Consider the following 17003-nt stretch of genomic DNA (forward strand, 5'->3'; position numbering starts at 1 on the left):
ATTTTAAAAATCTTATGCAGGGATTTCTCCTTTGTATAAGAAAGAGATTATCTCTTTGTTAACCTTGTCTACCATCTCGCTGAAAAGATAGAAAGATTCTTGCTTATAGATTACAAGTGGGTCTTTTTGCTCGTAAACTGCACCTTGGGAAGATCTTCTAAGGTCGTCCATTTCACGAAGATGTGTTTTCCAGTTTTCATCGATGATTGCTAAAGATATGTTCTTTTCGAAATCGGTGATAAGGCTTTCACATTTTGTTTCGTAAGCTTGCTGAAGATCGGTTACAATGGTTGTTGTTTTGGTTCCGTCAGAGAAAGGCACTTGGATCATTTTGAACATGCTGCCTTGGTTAAGGAACACATTTTCGATGATTGGATTGGCTTTTTCTTTAAGAAGTTGCAACTTCATTTTGTAATCTTCTTGTGCGCTTTTGAAAACAATTTCTACCAATTCTTTTTCCTGCATGCTGCTAAATTGTGCTGCAGAAACTGGCGATTCCATTGTAAAATATTTAATTAAATCAAATTCAAAATCTTTGAAGCTTCCAGCTGTTTTGGTTGAAGAAACAATGGATGCCGCTGTGTCGTAAATCATATTAACGATGTCGTACTTGAGGTGGTCACCGAACAAAGCGTTCTTTCTTCTTTTGTAGATAACGTCACGTTGTTTGTTCATAACGTCATCGTATTCTAGCAACTTTTTACGGATACCAAAGTTATTTTCTTCTACTTTTTTCTGAGCTCTTTCGATGGATTTGGAAATCATAGAGTGTTGAATAACTTCGCCTTCTTTATGTCCCATTCTGTCCATCATTTTTGCGATTCTTTCAGAACCAAAAAGACGCATAAGGTTGTCTTCTAAAGATACATAGAACTGTGAAGAACCTGGGTCTCCTTGACGACCAGCACGACCTCTTAACTGTCTGTCAACACGTCTAGAGTCGTGTCTTTCTGTACCGATGATGGCTAAACCTCCAGCTTCTTTAACTTCTGGAATTAATTTGATATCGGTACCACGACCTGCCATATTGGTTGCAATGGTTACAACACCTGGACGGCCTGCTTCTGCAACGATTTCTGCTTCTTTTTTGTGAAGTTTCGCATTAAGTACTTGGTGAGGGATTTTTCTCAGTTGTAATGCTCTAGAAAGTAATTGAGAAATTTCAACAGAAGTTGTCCCCACAAGAACTGGTCTGCCTGCTGAGGTAAGTTTCTCTACTTCTTCGATAACTGCATTGTATTTTTCACGATTGGTTTTGTACACCAAGTCATGTTTATCGTGTCTTTGGATTGGTCTATTGGTTGGGATAACCACAACATCCAATTTGTAGATTTGCCAGAATTCGCCAGCTTCAGTTTCTGCTGTACCTGTCATCCCCGCCAACTTGTTGTACATACGGAAATAGTTCTGAAGCGTTACCGTTGCAAAAGTCTGCGTTGCCGCTTCGATTTTTACATTTTCTTTAGCTTCGATAGCTTGGTGAAGTCCGTCAGAGTAACGACGACCGTCCATGATACGTCCCGTCTGCTCATCAACGATTTTGACTTCGCCATCGATAACAACATATTCGTCATCTTTTTCAAAAAGCGTGTACGCTTTCAAAAGTTGGTTAAGCGTGTGGATACGTTCGGATTTTACAGCGAAATCTCGGAATAACTCATCTTTTTTAGCGAATTCTTCTTCCTTGGATAGATTTTGGTTTTCCAACTCAGCGATTTCTGTACCGATGTCTTGTAATACAAAGAAGTTAGGGTCTTCGTTACCAGCTGACATATACTCGATACCTTTGTCTGTTAAGTCGATTTGATTATTTTTTTCGTCAATTACGAAATAAAGATCTTTATCAACGATTGGCATATCACGGTTGTTGTCCTGCATATATTGCCCTTCAACTTTTTGTAATAATGCTTTGTTGCCACTCTCTGATAAAAATTTGATTAAAGGTCTTGACTTAGGAAGCCCTCTGTATGCTTGTAATAATTTGAAACCACCTTCTTTAGTATTTCCGTTTGCTATTAATTTTTTAGCTTCATTGAAAATAGAAGTGATGGTTTTTTTTTGTATATCAACGATACGGTCAATCGAAGGTTTCAGAACATCAAATTCTTGTCTATCACCTTGAGGAACTGGTCCGGAAATAATTAAAGGTGTTCTTGCATCATCAATTAAAACAGAATCCACCTCATCGACGATTGCAAAGTTAAGCTCACCTTGTACCAATTCTGATGGAGAAGTTACCATGTTATCTCTTAGGTAGTCAAATCCGAATTCGTTATTAGTACCATAAGTAATACTTGATTGATAGGCTTTTCTTCTCGCATCTGAGTTCGGTTGGTGGTTGTCAATACAATCGATACTCATGCCATGGAACATGTATAATGGTCCCATCCAAGCCGAGTCACGTTTTGCAAGATAGTCGTTAACCGTTACAACGTGAACACCACGTCCTGGTAATGCGTTAAGGAAAATAGGAAGCGTTCCTACAAGGGTTTTACCTTCACCAGTTGCCATTTCGGCAATTTTGCCACTGTGGAGTACAACACCACCAATAAACTGTGTGTCGTAATGTACCATATCCCAAGTTACTGCAGTACCTGCCGCATCCCATTGGTTTTTCCAAACGGCGATATCTCCTTCTAGTTCTACGAAATCTCTAGTAGCTGCCAACTCTTTGTCCCATTCTGTGGCAGTAACACGAATTGATCCGTTCTGGGCTAGACGTCGAGAAGTTTCCTTAACTAAAGCAAATGCTTCTGGTAGAATTTCGCTAAGAATTTTCTCCTCAACTTGGTAAGAGTCTTTTTTAAGACTTTCTATTTTTCCAAAAAGCGCTTCTTTTTCATCAACATTTTCAGTCGTTTTTATTTGCTCTTGTACAGCATTTATTTGTTCTGTAATAGAAGCTGTCGCTGTTTTGATCTTAGATCTAAATTCTTCTGTTTTCTCTCTCAGTCCATCATCTGTTAGTTGCTGAATGTTAGGCTCTACAGCTTTGATCTTATTAACAACTTTTTTTACTTCTTTTAAATCCTTTGCGTTTTTGTCACCCAAAAAACTTTTAAGAACACTATTTAAAAAACTCATTGTCTGTTGATTTTTTCGTCAGGAATCATCCTTAATTTAAAGAAAACCTAAAAATTTTCTTCGTTAATAATTCAGTGAAGCCTCAAGACACGTTGAGGCATATTATTTATATTAATATTCGTCTTCGTTCCAAAGGAAGTCTTCGTCTGAGGGATAGTCAGACCATACTTCTTCGATACTTTCATACACTTCTCCTTCGTCTTCGATGGCTTGTAAGTTTTCTACAACTTCCATTGGTGCACCAGTTCTGATGGCGTAGTCAATAAGTTCTGCCTTGGTCATTGGCCAAGGTGCGTCGCTTAGGTAAGAAGCTAATTCTAAAGTCCAGTACATAATTTAATTTTTTGCAAAAGTAAAAAAATAGGTTATATAATATCAATTTTATCGTTGGTTTTCAAATAAATTTCAAAACAATTCAAAATTTTATTTAAATAAATGTATCAATAATTTCACGAAACTATTGTGTTTATAAGGTTTTCTCCCAACTTGCTATGCTTTTCTCAAAAACCATTCCACAAATTTTTTTATGCCATTTTGGAAGTTTGTGCTTGGTTTATAGTCAATTATTGTCATAGCTTTTGTGATGTTGGCATTTGTTTTTGTGACATCCCCTGGTTGCATTGGCAGATTTTTAAGATGTGCTTTTTTTGAAAGAGTATTCTCAATAGTCTGGAGCATTTCTTTAAGGTTGATAACTTCACTTTCGCCAAGGTTGATGATTTCATATATATTATCGTGTTTTTCCAGGTATGTTATGGATTTTATAATCCCATCGATAATATCATCTATATAAGTGTAGTCGCGCGCGGTGCTTCCATCGCCGTAAAAAGGAAGTTCTTTCTCTTCAGAAATTAGTTTTGTAAATTTATGAATTGCCAAGTCTGGACGTTGCTTGGGGCCATAAACCGTGAAAAACCGAAGCTGTATCATGTCAATATTATAAAGATGATGGTACACGTGGCCTAATATTTCGCAACATTTTTTGGTGGCGGCATAGGGTGAAATCGGCTTGTCAACATTGTCGGTTTCAGAAAAAGGTGTATTTTCATTGTTCCCATAGACGGAGGAGGACGAGGCGCAAACAAATTTTTTGATACCGTGTTTTTTGCAAAGTTCCCAAAGATTCATTGTACCAAGGATATTAACCGACTCATAATCCAGAGGTCGTTCAATAGATGGGCGAACACCTGCCAAAGCCGCCAAATGTATAATAAGATCGATATTATTCTCTTCAAAAATTTTTTCTAATGCTTCTAAATCCCGAATGTCTTGATAATACAATTTGTATTGATCGTTGTTGGTAATGCTTTGGAGTTTTTGAATGTCCTCATTTTTTTCTTTAAAATTAAAGTCAGTCGGTTGATTTGTACTATCAAGCGTGTTTTCAATTTTAATTTTATAATCATAAAAAGCATCAAAATTATCTATGTTGATGACAGAATGTCCATTTTTAAGAAGTTGTTCTACAAGATGAGAACCAATAAAGCCCGAACCACCCGTTACCAGATATCGCATATTTGTGTTTTTAGTCTTTGTTTTTCGCAAATGTACTAAAATATAGACATTTTTAATAAAAGATTGGGTTTCAGTATTTTATTTTTTTAAAGGATTTATTTTGTGATGGATTATGGATAAAAGCCTAATTTTAAAGTCTAAAATTTTGAAATGATATTTTCTGGACAAATTCTAAAAATGAGTTCGCAGTTGGCAGAACCTATACAATATTTTTTGAACCTCAATCATGATTTAATTTCCATGAATCAACTTTTCGGGCGCGAACTTCGTATAAAACATATAGGATATCAATGTGTGAACTGCGGCAGTGACGAAAAGATTTACCGAATGGGATTTTGTAAAAAATGCTTTTTCGAAAGTCCGTATGCGAGCGACACTATTATCCGTCCAGAACTGTCGACGGCGCATCTTGGCGTTGCAGAACGTGATCTCGAGGTGGAAAAATCTATCCAGTTGGTACCTCATGTAGTTTATTTGTCTTACACAGGCGATGTTAAAGTTGGGGTGACACGCGAGACACAAATACCAACGCGATGGATCGATCAGGGCGCAACTTTTGCACTTCCAATTGCAAGAACCGAAAATCGTTACGAAGCCGGTATGATAGAAGTTGAACTTAAAAATCATGTCGCCGACAAAACAAATTTTAGAAAAATGTTGATGGACGAGTTGGAAAGCGACCTGGACCTAAAAGATTTTAGAGATAAAATAGCAGAATATTTTCCAAAGGATTTTAAGCAATTTGCAAGCGTTGATGAACAGGTTGTGCGACTAGATTATCCTTATCAAGCACCAGAAAAAGTCAATGTTTTCACTTTGGATAAACATCCGGAATATAGCGGAATTCTAAAAGGTATTAAAGGTCAATATCTTCAATTCGAGGGCGATTATTTTATGAATGTTCGTGGACATGAGGGTTATGTTATAGAACTGGACATTAAATAATTGTGGATTTTGTTTCTACTACAAAACTTATAAAACCATGCGGGTTCAAAATTTTTTTTTGAACCCGCATGGTTTTATTTACTTAATTTAAATTGTGAATTTTCTTCAAAAGGCATTGCTTTTAGGAAATCATCAAATTCTGGACCTTCATAGTTGCTGTCTGCACCATAAGCTTCAATCAAATAAGAGATTTGTCCATCTTTGTCTTTTAACACATAAAGTGCCGCACTGTCCGATGGGTTGCTTTCTCCTTCAAAACGATAGGCTCGGATAATCACGAGGTCAGTTGGGTTTGTATATGTTTTGCCAGAATCTTGCAATTCGAAAACCTTGTTTTCATTCATCCGAACTTCTGTATCTATGCCATTTTCGGCAAGTTGACTCATAAGTTCGCTAAGGGTGGTCATAGGAAATTCGTATATCATAGCTTATATTTTTAATGTTAACAAATTGATAGCAAATATTATGCGCAAAAAAAAACCTTGCTTCAAAATTTTTGAAACAAGGTTCGCGCTAAAAATAAAAGTTATGAAAAATTATTTGTTCTCTTTGTAACGCTTATCAGGCGTTCCATCTTTTTTAAGATGCTGATTTTGCTTGTAGCGTTTGTCGGGTGTGCCGTCTTTTTTTAGTTTTACAGTTTTTGTCTTTGTATCCGTTACGACCGCTTTGTCACTGCTGGTTTTTGTAACTTTTTTAACTTCAGTTTTTTTAACAGTTACGGGAGCCGCTTTTGTTGTAACGGGTTGCGTGCTTTGTGCTATTGCAAGTCCTAAACCTAAACTTAACATCAAAGCTGTTAGAATATTTTTCATTTTATGTTATTGTGAATTGTGATGTAAAAGTATATGAAAATTTAATTTTTAAAAACCAATATAGCGATTTTAACTATAAATTATTAAAGATTAAAAAAATATTAAAACGAATATTAAAAATTAATTCGGTAAGCTAGACTGACATTTAAAAACCAAGCTTTTGAGTAGAAATCTTCTATTTTAGGGTTTTGATTGCGAATACTGGCGGTGTAATAATTGAGTTTGGTCCCACATAAAACCTGCTGCACACCTTCTCGATCTAAGGTATAAAGTATTTTTCCACCAATATGGAATCCTGCATTTCCTTCATTAAAATTTCCACCTTTGTCAATGAATTTTGATGTAATTCTGTAAATACTAGCACCCGCAAGTGCTTCCAAGTCAACATCTTCGCCAATGTTGTGTTTGTAAACGCCAGAAAACTCAAAATTATGCATTGTAGCAGCCGACATGTATCCAAAAAGACCGCCTTGGTTGTCTTTGTCAAGATTGGCCGTTAGATAATTGTATTCCGCGGTTAGGCCAAAGCCTTTATAAAAGTCGAGTGTTCCGCCAATACCAAAACCTACAAAAGGAGATAGAGCTTTGTTCATAGCATTGTCACCGATAGCTTTCATGACACGGACATTCGGTTCAATAGAGAATTTAATTTCTTCAATAATCGGTTTTTTCTTTCGAGATTGTGAGAAAACCAAACACGGAACAACAAAGAGGATTATCCAGAATTTTGACATTATTTAAATTTTATTTCTTCAAAAATGAGATAAGTTTCTCCAGAAGGTATAAGGATGCTTAATGAATCCGAAACAATTTTGCAATGTGGATTGCTAGACGAGAAATGCTTAATCTTTGATTTGAATTGAAGTTTGTATTCGCCAGAGCTATAGGGTCCTGCAATAACAAATTGTCCATTGTCTTTTGGAAAGGTTTCTCCAATAATTCTATTGTTGCTAACGAGATGTATTGGCGAAATCATGAGATCAGGATTGGTGCCAGGGATCATCTTGCCTTCAACATAAGCGCGAAATAAGTCCGAGTCGCCACTGCTTTTGCAGGAATTTGCAAAAGTGATGAAGACTAACGAAATGCCTAAAAACCAGAAAGTCTTTAACATGATTTTAGTTTATTTTGGAAGAGTAAATATAACGAAAAAAAGTCTTTTTGTATATTTGCATTGTTAATATACGATTTCGGAAAAGTTCTGGAATCGTTATGTCGTTTTCAGACCTTTTTGTTATTTTATGTCGTTAAAAACCATTCAACAATATTTGTTGCCGGATCTTTTAAAAAACGAATTTGGAAAATCCATTTTCGATGCGCTGCAACAACATCAACATATTTCTGTAAAAGGATCGGCGGGATCTTCTGCTTCTATTTTTGCAGCAGAATTGTTTGTCACTCAGAAGAAAAGTATTCTTTTTATTTTCAATGATAAAGAAGAAGCACTTTACGCGAATGCTGAGTTGGAAGATTTAGTCGGAAAAGAAAACGTATTGTATTTTCCAGCCACGCATCTCGATCCTTATCAAATCGAAAAAACGCAGAATGCCAATCTTGTGCTCCGGACCGAAGTGCTTAACCGACTGAATTCTAGCAAGAAATCTAAAATTATTGTTGCTTATTCTGGAGCGCTGTCGGAGAAAGTCTTGAAGAAAGAAGACTTTAAAGCGATCTCACATCATATAAAAGTTGGCGATCAACTGGATTTCGATTTTGTCGATGAGTTGCTCAATCACTATCAGTTTAATCAAACCGATTTTGTGTCCGAGCCAGGCGAGTTTTCTGTTCGAGGTGGCATTGTCGATGTGTTTTCTTTTGCTAATGAAAAACCTTTCAGAATTACTTTTTTTGGAAACGAGGTGGAAAGTATCAAAACTTTTGATATAGAAACGCAACTTTCTATTGGTAAAGTTACAGATTTTCAATTGGTTTCGAACATGAATTATAGTGTTACTGAAACTAAAGTTTCTTTGTTTGAGTTGCTTCCTCGAGATTGTTTTGTATTAGCAAAAAATGCTTTCATGTCATTAATTCAGGTTAAGAATTTTTACGAAAAAGCAGAAGCTAAGTTTGAAACTTTGAGTAAAGATATTAAACATCAATCGCCAAAAGAACTTTTTGTTTCTCCCGAAGATTTTTCTAAAGCTTTGAAAGATCGTCCGATGGTGGATTTTACTATGGACACATTAAAGCTTGATGGTGCTGATTTTTTCCAAGTTGACGCGTTCCAAACCCAGCAACCAACATTTCATAAAAACTTCGAATTGCTCATCGAAGATCTTATGGAAAAACAGGCCGAAGGCTACGATACTTGGATTTCTTTTTCTACTGAAAAACAAAAAGAAAGACTCGAATCTATTTTTGAAGAATTAGAAAAAGAAGTGCCTTATAAAGGATTTTTGTCAGAGCTGCATGAAGGTTTTGTAGATAGTAAAAATAAAATTTCGGTTTATACAGATCATCAGATTTTTGATCGTTATCAACGGTTTAAAGCAAAGAATGCATTTGCTAAAAGTGAACAGTTGACACTCAAGGATTTAACCTCTTTAAAGATTGGAGATTTCATTACGCATATCGATCATGGGATTGGCAAATTCATGGGATTGGTAAAAGTGAATAATGATGGCAAAGTTCAGGAATGTTTTAAGCTAAGTTATAAAAATGGAGATTTGCTGTATGTAAGTATTCATTCACTCCACAAAATTTCAAAATATAACGGACCAGACGGTCGCGAGATTGTTCTCAGCAAACTCGGTTCGCCCGCATGGAAGTCTTTAAAACAGAAAACGAAAGCTAAGGTTAAGCAGATTGCATTTGATTTGATTAAGCTTTATGCTCAAAGAAAAATGGCTAGAGGATTTGCATTTTCGCCAGATTCTTATTTGCAAAATGAGTTAGAAGCTAGCTTTCTGTATGAAGATACACCCGACCAGGAAAAAGCGACCATCGATGTCAAACACGATATGGAAGCCGAAACGGTTATGGATAGGTTAATTTGTGGTGATGTAGGTTTTGGTAAGACCGAGGTTGCGATCCGTGCGGCTTTCAAAGCAGCGACGGATGGAAAGCAAGTTGCGATTTTGGTACCTACGACTATTTTGGCTTTTCAACATTACCGAAGCTTTAAAGAAAGACTTAAAGACTTTCCTGTTAACGTGTCGTATCTCAATAGGTTCCGAACGGCAAAACAAAAATCCGAAACTTTACAAGGCTTAGAAGATGGTAAAATTGATATTGTTATCGGAACACATCAGTTGGTTGGTAAAAATGTCAAGTTCAAGGATTTAGGTTTATTAATTATTGATGAAGAACATAAGTTTGGTGTTTCTGTAAAAGATAAATTAAAAACGCTGAAAAGCGATATAGATACTTTGACCTTGACCGCAACGCCTATTCCTAGAACATTACAGTTTTCTTTGATGGCTGCGCGCGATTTATCGGTCATCAAAACGCCACCACCCAATCGTCAACCTGTTGATACGCAGATGATAGGTTTTGATGAAGAAGTCATTCGTGATGCTGTTTCTTATGAGTTGCAACGTGACGGGCAAGTTTATTTTATTAACAACAGAATCGAAAACTTAAAAGACATTGCCGGACTTATCCAAAGATTGGTGCCAGATGCACGTGTTATTACAGGACATGGCCAAATGGATGGCAAGAAGTTAGAAGAAAATGTTTTGGACTTTATGGAAGGCAAATACGATGTATTAGTATCTACAACCATTGTTGAAAGTGGCGTGGATGTTCCGAATGCCAATACGATTTTCATAAATGATGCGCAACGTTTCGGGATGGCGGATTTGCACCAAATGCGTGGACGTGTCGGACGTAGCAATAGAAAAGCTTTTTGCTATCTTGTAACACCGCCGATGGATATGATGACTTCGGATGCTAGAAAACGTCTTGAAGCGATAGAGCAGTTTTCAGATTTAGGAAGTGGTTTTCAGATTGCGATGAAGGATTTGGAAATTCGTGGCGCTGGAGATTTGTTAGGTGGCGAGCAAAGTGGATTTATCAACGAAATGGGGTTTGAAGCCTATCAAAAAATCATGCAAGAAGCACTTGAAGAATTAAAAGATGATGAAGAATTCGAAAAATTATTTGAGAATGAAGAAGAACGTCAAAAACTGATTAAAACTACGAAAGATGTTAATATTGAAACAGATCTAGACCTCATGTTGCCAGACGATTATGTGTCGAGCACAGAAGAAAGGCTGTCGCTTTACCAAAAATTAGCAGATATTGATAACGAAAAAGATTTAAATAAATTCGAAAACGAATTGATTGACCGTTTCGGAAATCTTCCAAAAGAAGCCATTAACTTGCTGAAAAGTGTCAGCCTGAAATGGTTGGCTGCGGATATTGGATTTGATAAAATTGCTATGAAAAAACACACGTTCTTAGGCTATTTCCCGAGTAATCCACAAGATAAGTTTTATCAAACAGAAAAATTCCGGAAAGTGATAGCTTATCTCCAGCAAAATCCCGCCGAAGCACAACTCAAAGAAAAAGCAGGGAAGGAGGGAAGTCAACTGATGATGCGTATTGACAATATTAATAATGTGGACGCCGTTAATGTTTTATTAGAGAAGATTTTGGCAAGTTAATATTAATTGAAATAAACTACTTTTGTAAAAATTTAAAAGATGATGAAATTTAATTTCAAAATTTTATTCGTTCTCGGAGCGGCTTTGGTGATGAATGCCTGCGATACGTCCAGAGATATAAATGGCGATTTGTTGGTTGGTGTAGACTATGACGGAACCGAACTTCCCGATACTGGAGGGGATAACGAAACCGCAGTGAAGAAAATCAAAAAAATTGTTGATACCAATGTGGATGGCGAAACTATGACCACTGAATATACCTACAATGGCAGCAAACTTGTGGGCGTTACGGCAAAATCTACAGAAGGCGACGATGCAACTTATACCTTAGTTTATGATGGCGATGTGTTGACTAAAGTTACCTTAAATCAAATCGAAGAAGGCCAAAAACTAGATACAAAATTTGATCTTAATTATACAGGTGATAAATTAGTTTCTTGTACAGGTGTTGCAACTTCGGGAGGCGAACAAGTCCATGTTGCTAATGCCATTTTTTCTTATTCAGCAAGTGGTGTTTCTAATGTGAAAACAACATATCAAGCCGGACCAGCTGAAATCGGAAAACTTGAAACGGTAATTGGTTTTGCTTCGGGAAATATTAATAAATTTAATATCACGATGACTTCCATGGGAATTCCTATCGTAACTGAAAATACACCCTCTAACTATGATGACAAGAAAAATCCATTTGCAGCTTTCCCAGAAGCTTTTAAAGTTTTTTCTCTGAATTTTATGTTTGGATCTTCTCCCATTGCAGTTCTGTCAAAGAATAATTACAGAACATTAAAATCTGTTGTTATGGGACAAACTATGACGATTAGTGTAAATTATGAGTATAACGCGGACGGTTACCCAGTTTCTGGAACAAGAAGTGACGGCGGAAAAATTACATTTCAATATTATTAAATTATGAAATATCTTATTGTCGGATTAGGCAACAAAGGTGACGAATATACAGAAACCCGGCATAATGTCGGGTTTAAAGTTGCTGAAAAAATCGCCGAAAAAATTGAAGCACCTTTCAAATCAAGCAACTTTGGATTATTAGCAGAAGGAAAACATAAAGGCCGAAAAGTCTTTGTCTTAAAACCGGATACTTACATGAATTTGAGTGGAAATGCCGTCCGGTTTTGGATGCAAAAAGAAAACATTCCTTTAGAAAATATATTGATTGTTACTGATGATTTGGCCTTGCCATTCGGAACTTTAAGAATGAAAATGAAAGGCGGAGCAGGCGGACACAACGGGCTACGCAATATTGAAGAAGTTCTTAAAACGGGCAATTATACAAGACTCCGTTTTGGGATTTCAGCAGAATTTAAAGATGGCCAACAAGTTGATTATGTCTTAGGAAAATGGTCCGACGAAGAAAATGAAAAACTACAAGAACGATTGGACAAGTTTGCAAATGCCTGTTTATCATTCGTTTTTGCTGGCGTGGGCAACACGATGACCGCCTACAACGGAAAATAAAAATTACAAATAAAAAAGGAAGTTAGCCCGAGAGATAACTTCCTTCTTTATAATAGAGATTGTTTGTAGCCTATTTGTTATAAAGTTCTTCCACTTTATCCCAGTTGATAACATCAAAGAAAGAACCTACATAGTCAGGTCTTCTGTTTTGATAGTTCAAATAATAAGCGTGTTCCCAAACGTCAAGACCAAGAATTGGAGTCCCTTTGCAATCTGCTACTGGCATTAGTGGGTTATCTTGGTTAGGTGTTGAGCATACCGCAACACTTCCGTCCTCCTTTTTACATAGCCAAGCCCATCCAGATCCAAATCTAGTTTTAGCCGCTTCAGAAAAATCAGTTTTGAATTTTTCAAAACCACCATATTTTTCAATTTCTTCTTTTACTTTTCCTACAGGCTCTTTGCTTCCACCCGGTGTCAAAATTTCCCAGAACAAAGTATGGTTAAAATGTCCACCGCCGTTATTTCTTACAGCAGGCTTATCAGTCCCAATTTTGCAAACTTCTTCAATCGTTTTACCTTCTAGTTCTGTCCCTTCGATAGCTTTGTTAAGATTGTCAACATAAGCTTGGTGGTGTTTAGTATAGTGGATTTCCATTGTTCTTGCATCGATGTTCGGTTCTAGAGCATCATACGCATAACCTAATTTAGGTAATTCAAAAGCCATAATAATTGTTTTTTATTGTTAATGTTCTTAATTCCCAAATTTAATCAATAATTGTGCGAGTCTCCGAATAATACAGTCAATTTTATAAATCTTTAACATTGTTTTATTAAATGATTAAAATTTGGGCGGACATTTCGGGCTGTGCAGGGGTTTGGTCTTTACAAGCCTTTGCGTTTTGCCATGCGTTTGCTCAGACCGCTCGCTGCGCTCGCGCCCTTTCCATCCCGGCCGCGATGAGGTTTTCGGTAGAAAGTTTTATATGGAAGAAAAATGTATTTTTACGAGCAACAATTTACTTCAATATGAAAAGACTTACTAACCTGCTATTAGTTCTGATGCTTATTCCAAGCTTTGTAATTTCTCAAAACTATAATAAAACCAAAAGCATAAAACTTAATTATCCTATTCAAGATTTTTCTAGAAAAACAAAAAGCCTTGAAGTTATAGACCTCCGCGCGGAGGAAGAAATAGGGAAAATTGTATATCGTGGAAATTATTATGCTTTTTCTTTTCCTACAAATAATGCAAAAAATGACATCGAAAACTGGTATCGCAAACAAAATAAAAAAGAAGGGATCAATGATATTGTGATGCTTATTGAGGATTTTAACATCAAAAATACTATGAGAGACAATACAATCTATTGTAATCTAGATATTAAGATGTCAACTTTTCTTAAAACGTCAGAAGGATATTATTTTCTGAGTCGTTTTGATGATGTCTTAGGTTTGGACTCTAAAGTTGTTTCGGGATTACCAAATTCTTTTGTTGAAAACATTGCAAAAATTTTACAAAAATTACTGTCAGACTCTTATAGCGCAAAACCTAGGGAAACCTTAATTCCTTTTGACCAACTAAAAAACTATGAAACAATCATGTATCCGCAAATTCCAGCACTTGCCAATGCAGATCTTAAAGATGGTGTTTACACTGATTTTAAAAGTTTTTTTCAACAAGAGCCTAAAGAAGGTTATCAAATGTTAATGGAAGATGAAGAATTTACAAAGGCTGTTAATCCTATTACAAAAGATAAAATCCCTGCGCGAAAAATATTTGCTTTTGTAAAAGATGCTAAGGCCTTCAAGAATACTGCGTTAGGTTTTAAAGAACTACAAAAAGATGATAATGGCTTCTATTTGTATGCAAACCGAGGTATTTTATATCCAGAAGAATTCAAAGTTTCGCCTTGGTTTTTTGTAGGATTTGGGATTATTGGCTATACTGTTGCTGCAACTGTTGAAGTTATTAGCAATGACGTAAAAAATGATAAAGCCCAGGCTGCCGATAAAAATAATGTTTACATTGACCCTTTTATGGGTACATATAGCTTTAATCAGTAAGATTTCATCTGATTTACAGAAAAAAGGGGCTTTTTAAGTCTCTTTTTTTATCTTTGCAAATTACAAGAGTTATACATGAAAAATATAAGAAACTTCTGCATCATTGCACATATCGATCACGGTAAAAGTACTTTGGCAGACAGACTTTTAGAATATACCAATACCGTTACCCAAAGAGAGCTTCAATCTCAGACTTTGGATGACATGGATTTGGAAAAAGAACGCGGTATCACCATTAAATCTCACGCCATCCAAATGGACTATGAGTATAAAGGTGAAAAATTTGTTCTTAACCTTATTGACACACCAGGACACGTAGATTTTTCTTACGAAGTTTCTCGTTCTATTGCCGCTTGTGAAGGTGCTTTGCTCATTGTAGATGCAGCTCAAAGTATTCAGGCACAAACCATTTCTAACCTTTATTTGGCGTTAGAAAACGACCTTACGATTATTCCGATTCTTAATAAAATAGACCTTCCTTCGGCTAATCCTGAAGAAGTGACCGATGAAATTATGAATCTTATCGGTTGCGAATATGAAGATGTTTTAAGAGTTTCAGGAAAAACAGGTGATGGGGTTCACCATCTTTTAGAGCAAATTGTAGAAAGAATTCCAGCTCCAGTGGGTGAACCCGATGCACCGCTTCAAGCTTTGATTTTTGACTCTGTTTATAATCCTTTCCGAGGAATTGAAGCTTATTTTAAAGTCGTAAACGGAAGCATCAAAAAAGGCCAAAAAGTAAAATTCATGGCAACAGGAAAAACCTATGATGCCGATGAAGTGGGAACTTTGAAACTTAAGCAACTTCCAAAACAAGAAATTAAAACAGGAGATGTTGGTTATATTATTTCCGGGATTAAAGATGCTCGCGAAGTAAAAGTGGGCGACACCATTACCGCAACAGATAATCCAGCATTGGCAGCAATCGACGGTTTCGAAGAAGTAAAACCAATGGTTTTCGCAGGTATTTACCCTATTGAATCTGAAGATTTTGAAGAATTGAGATTTTCATTAGAAAAACTTCGATTGAATGATGCTTCTTTGGTTTTCGAGCCAGAAAGTTCTGCAGCTTTAGGATTTGGTTTCCGTTGCGGATTCTTAGGAATGCTTCACATGGAAATTGTGCAAGAGCGTTTGGATAGAGAGTTTAACATGAATGTTATTACCACCGTTCCCAACGTATCTTACTATGGATATACAAAGAAAGAACCGGAAGTTCCTATTTTGATTAACAACCCGTCAGAAATGATGGATCCCATGACGATGGATCGCGTGGAAGAACCTTATATTAAAGCTTCTATCATCACAAAATCGGATTTTGTAGGTGCTGTAATGACGCTTTGTATTGAAAAACGTGGCGAAATTGTCAACCAAAGTTATTTAACCGCAGACAGAGTAGAATTAATTTTCAATATGCCATTGGCGGAAGTTGTTTTCGATTTCTACGATCGTTTAAAATCAATTTCTAAAGGTTATGCCTCTTTCGATTATCATCCAATCGGATTCCGTGCTTCTAAATTAGTGAAAATGGACATCTTGATTAATGGTGATATGGTGGATGCTTTATCTTCATTAATTCACGATTCCAATGCTTATTACATTGGAAAAAGAATGTGCGAAAAATTGCGTGAGTTAATTCCAAGACAACAGTTTGACATTGCTGTTCAGGCCGCTTTGGGAGCGAAAATTATCGCTAGAGAGACCATTAAAGCGCTAAGAAAAGACGTTACCGCAAAGTGTTATGGTGGCGACATCTCCAGAAAACGTAAACTTCTTGAAAAACAAAAAGAAGGTAAGAAGAAAATGAAACAAATTGGTCGTGTAGAAGTTCCGCAATCTGCATTTATGGCTGTATTGAAGCTGAACGATTAATTTTAAAAATATAAAAAACGCCAACTTAAATAAAGTTGGCGTTTTTTATTTAAGCTTTGTCCCGTCCTGAAATAGCGATACAAAAAAAATAATCGTTATTATGGAAGAAAGAAACAATTATGTCAAACGCACTCAGCGCGATTACAGTATGTCTTTTAAGTTGAACGTTGTAAAAGAAATCGAGTCTGGAGAACTCTCTACCACTGTTGCTTGCCGAAAATATGGCATCCAAGCTCGAAGCACAGTTGTGAGTTGGCTCAGAAAATTTGGTACCTTTGACTGGGAGAACCAAACGCCTTCTAATATGCCAAAGTCACCAGAACAAAAGATCATGGAGCTTGAAGCTCAAGTAAAGCTTTTGCAAAAGCAGAAGGCTTTCCTTGAGAAACAGGCTTATGTGGCTGATAAAAAAGCCATTATTTTCGATATGATGATTAACCTTGCCGAAGAGGAATATCAAATTGATATACGAAAAAACTCACCACCCGAACTATCGAATCTTTCCGAAAGGAACAAAAAGAAACCATAAGTTTCTCCTGTGAATTGTTCGGGGTGGACCGACAGGTTTATTATCGTCATTTGAAACGAAGAGCAAAGCGGCAACAAAATGCACAGCAGGTTGTGGATTGGGTAGCAGAGCTGCGAATGATTCATCCAAAAATGGGAGGAAAGAAACTGTATT

Annotated in this window: 15 protein-coding genes; 7 read left to right on the forward strand and 8 right to left on the reverse strand. The window is 36.4% G+C overall.

What is annotated here, in order from left to right:
• Nucleotides 1-12: 12 nt before the first annotated feature.
• The 3 genes from secA to ACVFVN_RS10020 all read right to left on the reverse strand — a co-directional run bounded on the left by secA (nucleotide 13) and on the right by ACVFVN_RS10020 (nucleotide 4599).
• The gene (gene secA / locus ACVFVN_RS10010; RefSeq protein WP_456235139.1) at nucleotides 13-3084 is read right to left on the reverse strand and encodes a preprotein translocase subunit SecA; all 3072 of its coding nucleotides are present in this window, start codon (nucleotides 3082-3084) and stop codon (nucleotides 13-15) included.
• 111 nt (nucleotides 3085-3195) lie between these two features.
• Nucleotides 3196-3417: a DUF2795 domain-containing protein gene (locus ACVFVN_RS10015; RefSeq protein ID WP_079666493.1), complete on the reverse strand. Its 222-nt coding sequence runs from the start codon at nucleotides 3415-3417 to the stop codon at nucleotides 3196-3198.
• A 156-nt stretch (nucleotides 3418-3573) separates the two neighbouring features.
• Nucleotides 3574-4599, reverse strand: a complete 1026-nt coding sequence (locus ACVFVN_RS10020) for a GDP-mannose 4,6-dehydratase (RefSeq protein WP_456235140.1) — start codon at nucleotides 4597-4599, stop codon at nucleotides 3574-3576.
• Nucleotides 4600-4749: 150 nt separating this feature from the next.
• Between ACVFVN_RS10020 and ACVFVN_RS10025 the strand changes: the two genes are divergently transcribed.
• A complete protein-coding gene (locus tag ACVFVN_RS10025; RefSeq protein ID WP_456235141.1) occupies nucleotides 4750-5544 on the forward strand; it encodes a DUF2797 domain-containing protein in 795 nt (264 codons plus the stop codon).
• Between the two features lie 74 nt (nucleotides 5545-5618).
• On the opposite strand, the gene ACVFVN_RS10030 is transcribed toward ACVFVN_RS10025, so the two are convergent.
• The 4 genes from ACVFVN_RS10030 to ACVFVN_RS10045 form a co-directional block, all read right to left on the reverse strand.
• On the reverse strand, nucleotides 5619-5969 hold the full coding sequence (locus ACVFVN_RS10030) for a hypothetical protein (protein WP_165135212.1): 351 nt from the start codon (nucleotides 5967-5969) through the stop codon (nucleotides 5619-5621).
• Between the two features lie 111 nt (nucleotides 5970-6080).
• Complete coding sequence (locus ACVFVN_RS10035) at nucleotides 6081-6359, reverse strand: hypothetical protein (protein ID WP_456235142.1); 279 nt, start codon at nucleotides 6357-6359, stop codon at nucleotides 6081-6083.
• 113 nt (nucleotides 6360-6472) lie between these two features.
• On the reverse strand, nucleotides 6473-7093 hold the full coding sequence (locus ACVFVN_RS10040; RefSeq protein WP_456235143.1) for a hypothetical protein: 621 nt from the start codon (nucleotides 7091-7093) through the stop codon (nucleotides 6473-6475).
• Nucleotides 7093-7473 carry a hypothetical protein gene (locus tag ACVFVN_RS10045; protein WP_456235144.1) on the reverse strand — a complete coding sequence of 127 codons (381 nt, stop codon included), beginning with the start codon at nucleotides 7471-7473 and terminating at the stop codon, nucleotides 7093-7095. Before ACVFVN_RS10045 ends, ACVFVN_RS10040 begins: the two co-directional genes overlap by 1 nt.
• 127 nt (nucleotides 7474-7600) lie before the next feature.
• On the opposite strand from ACVFVN_RS10045, the gene mfd reads away from it, so the two are divergent.
• Genes mfd through pth form a run of 3 tightly spaced genes read left to right on the forward strand, consistent with a single transcriptional unit; the run spans nucleotide 7601 to nucleotide 12442 of the window.
• A complete protein-coding gene (mfd, locus tag ACVFVN_RS10050) occupies nucleotides 7601-10969 on the forward strand; it encodes a transcription-repair coupling factor (protein ID WP_456235145.1) in 3369 nt (1122 codons plus the stop codon).
• Nucleotides 10970-11008: 39 nt separating this feature from the next.
• Nucleotides 11009-11875 (forward strand): hypothetical protein, encoded by an 867-nt coding sequence (locus tag ACVFVN_RS10055; protein ID WP_456235146.1) that lies wholly within the window; start codon nucleotides 11009-11011, stop codon nucleotides 11873-11875.
• A 3-nt stretch (nucleotides 11876-11878) separates the two neighbouring features.
• Nucleotides 11879-12442 (forward strand): aminoacyl-tRNA hydrolase, encoded by a 564-nt coding sequence (pth, locus tag ACVFVN_RS10060; protein ID WP_165135230.1) that lies wholly within the window; start codon nucleotides 11879-11881, stop codon nucleotides 12440-12442.
• Between the two features lie 70 nt (nucleotides 12443-12512).
• Here the strand turns inward: pth and ACVFVN_RS10065 are convergent, their stop codons facing one another.
• Entirely contained in the window at nucleotides 12513-13109 is a 597-nt protein-coding gene (locus tag ACVFVN_RS10065) for a superoxide dismutase (protein WP_165135233.1), read from the reverse strand.
• A gap of 302 nt (nucleotides 13110-13411) precedes the next feature.
• On the opposite strand from ACVFVN_RS10065, the gene ACVFVN_RS10070 reads away from it, so the two are divergent.
• The 3 genes from ACVFVN_RS10070 to ACVFVN_RS10080 all read left to right on the forward strand — a co-directional run bounded on the left by ACVFVN_RS10070 (nucleotide 13412) and on the right by ACVFVN_RS10080 (nucleotide 16850).
• Nucleotides 13412-14449: a hypothetical protein gene (locus ACVFVN_RS10070; protein WP_165135236.1), complete on the forward strand. Its 1038-nt coding sequence runs from the start codon at nucleotides 13412-13414 to the stop codon at nucleotides 14447-14449.
• Nucleotides 14450-14524: 75 nt separating this feature from the next.
• Entirely contained in the window at nucleotides 14525-16321 is a 1797-nt protein-coding gene (gene lepA / locus ACVFVN_RS10075; protein WP_456235147.1) for a translation elongation factor 4, read from the forward strand.
• A 100-nt stretch (nucleotides 16322-16421) separates the two neighbouring features.
• Nucleotides 16422-16850 carry a transposase gene (locus tag ACVFVN_RS10080; protein ID WP_456234388.1) on the forward strand — a complete coding sequence of 143 codons (429 nt, stop codon included), beginning with the start codon at nucleotides 16422-16424 and terminating at the stop codon, nucleotides 16848-16850.
• The last annotated feature ends 153 nt before the right edge of the window (nucleotides 16851-17003 follow it).

This window comes from Soonwooa purpurea (assembly GCF_053891095.1).

Excerpts from the sequence above, each read along its gene's own strand:
- ACVFVN_RS10055 (WP_456235146.1), top strand. The coding sequence starts at position 11,009 with ATGATGAAATTTAATTTCAAAATTTTATTCGTTCTCGGAGCGGCTTTG.
- mfd (WP_456235145.1), top strand. The coding sequence starts at position 7,601 with ATGTCGTTAAAAACCATTCAACAATATTTGTTGCCGGATCTTTTAAAA.
- lepA (WP_456235147.1), top strand. The coding sequence starts at position 14,525 with ATGAAAAATATAAGAAACTTCTGCATCATTGCACATATCGATCACGGT.
- ACVFVN_RS10065 (WP_165135233.1), bottom strand. The coding sequence starts at position 13,109 with ATGGCTTTTGAATTACCTAAATTAGGTTATGCGTATGATGCTCTAGAA.
- secA (WP_456235139.1), bottom strand. The coding sequence starts at position 3,084 with ATGAGTTTTTTAAATAGTGTTCTTAAAAGTTTTTTGGGTGACAAAAAC.
- pth (WP_165135230.1), top strand. The coding sequence starts at position 11,879 with ATGAAATATCTTATTGTCGGATTAGGCAACAAAGGTGACGAATATACA.
- ACVFVN_RS10035 (WP_456235142.1), bottom strand. The coding sequence starts at position 6,359 with ATGAAAAATATTCTAACAGCTTTGATGTTAAGTTTAGGTTTAGGACTT.
- ACVFVN_RS10080 (WP_456234388.1), top strand. The coding sequence starts at position 16,422 with ATGGAAGAAAGAAACAATTATGTCAAACGCACTCAGCGCGATTACAGT.
- ACVFVN_RS10040 (WP_456235143.1), bottom strand. The coding sequence starts at position 7,093 with ATGTCAAAATTCTGGATAATCCTCTTTGTTGTTCCGTGTTTGGTTTTC.
- ACVFVN_RS10070 (WP_165135236.1), top strand. The coding sequence starts at position 13,412 with ATGAAAAGACTTACTAACCTGCTATTAGTTCTGATGCTTATTCCAAGC.
- ACVFVN_RS10025 (WP_456235141.1), top strand. The coding sequence starts at position 4,750 with ATGATATTTTCTGGACAAATTCTAAAAATGAGTTCGCAGTTGGCAGAA.
- ACVFVN_RS10015 (WP_079666493.1), bottom strand. The coding sequence starts at position 3,417 with ATGTACTGGACTTTAGAATTAGCTTCTTACCTAAGCGACGCACCTTGG.
- ACVFVN_RS10045 (WP_456235144.1), bottom strand. The coding sequence starts at position 7,473 with ATGTTAAAGACTTTCTGGTTTTTAGGCATTTCGTTAGTCTTCATCACT.
- ACVFVN_RS10020 (WP_456235140.1), bottom strand. The coding sequence starts at position 4,599 with ATGCGATATCTGGTAACGGGTGGTTCGGGCTTTATTGGTTCTCATCTT.
- ACVFVN_RS10030 (WP_165135212.1), bottom strand. The coding sequence starts at position 5,969 with ATGATATACGAATTTCCTATGACCACCCTTAGCGAACTTATGAGTCAA.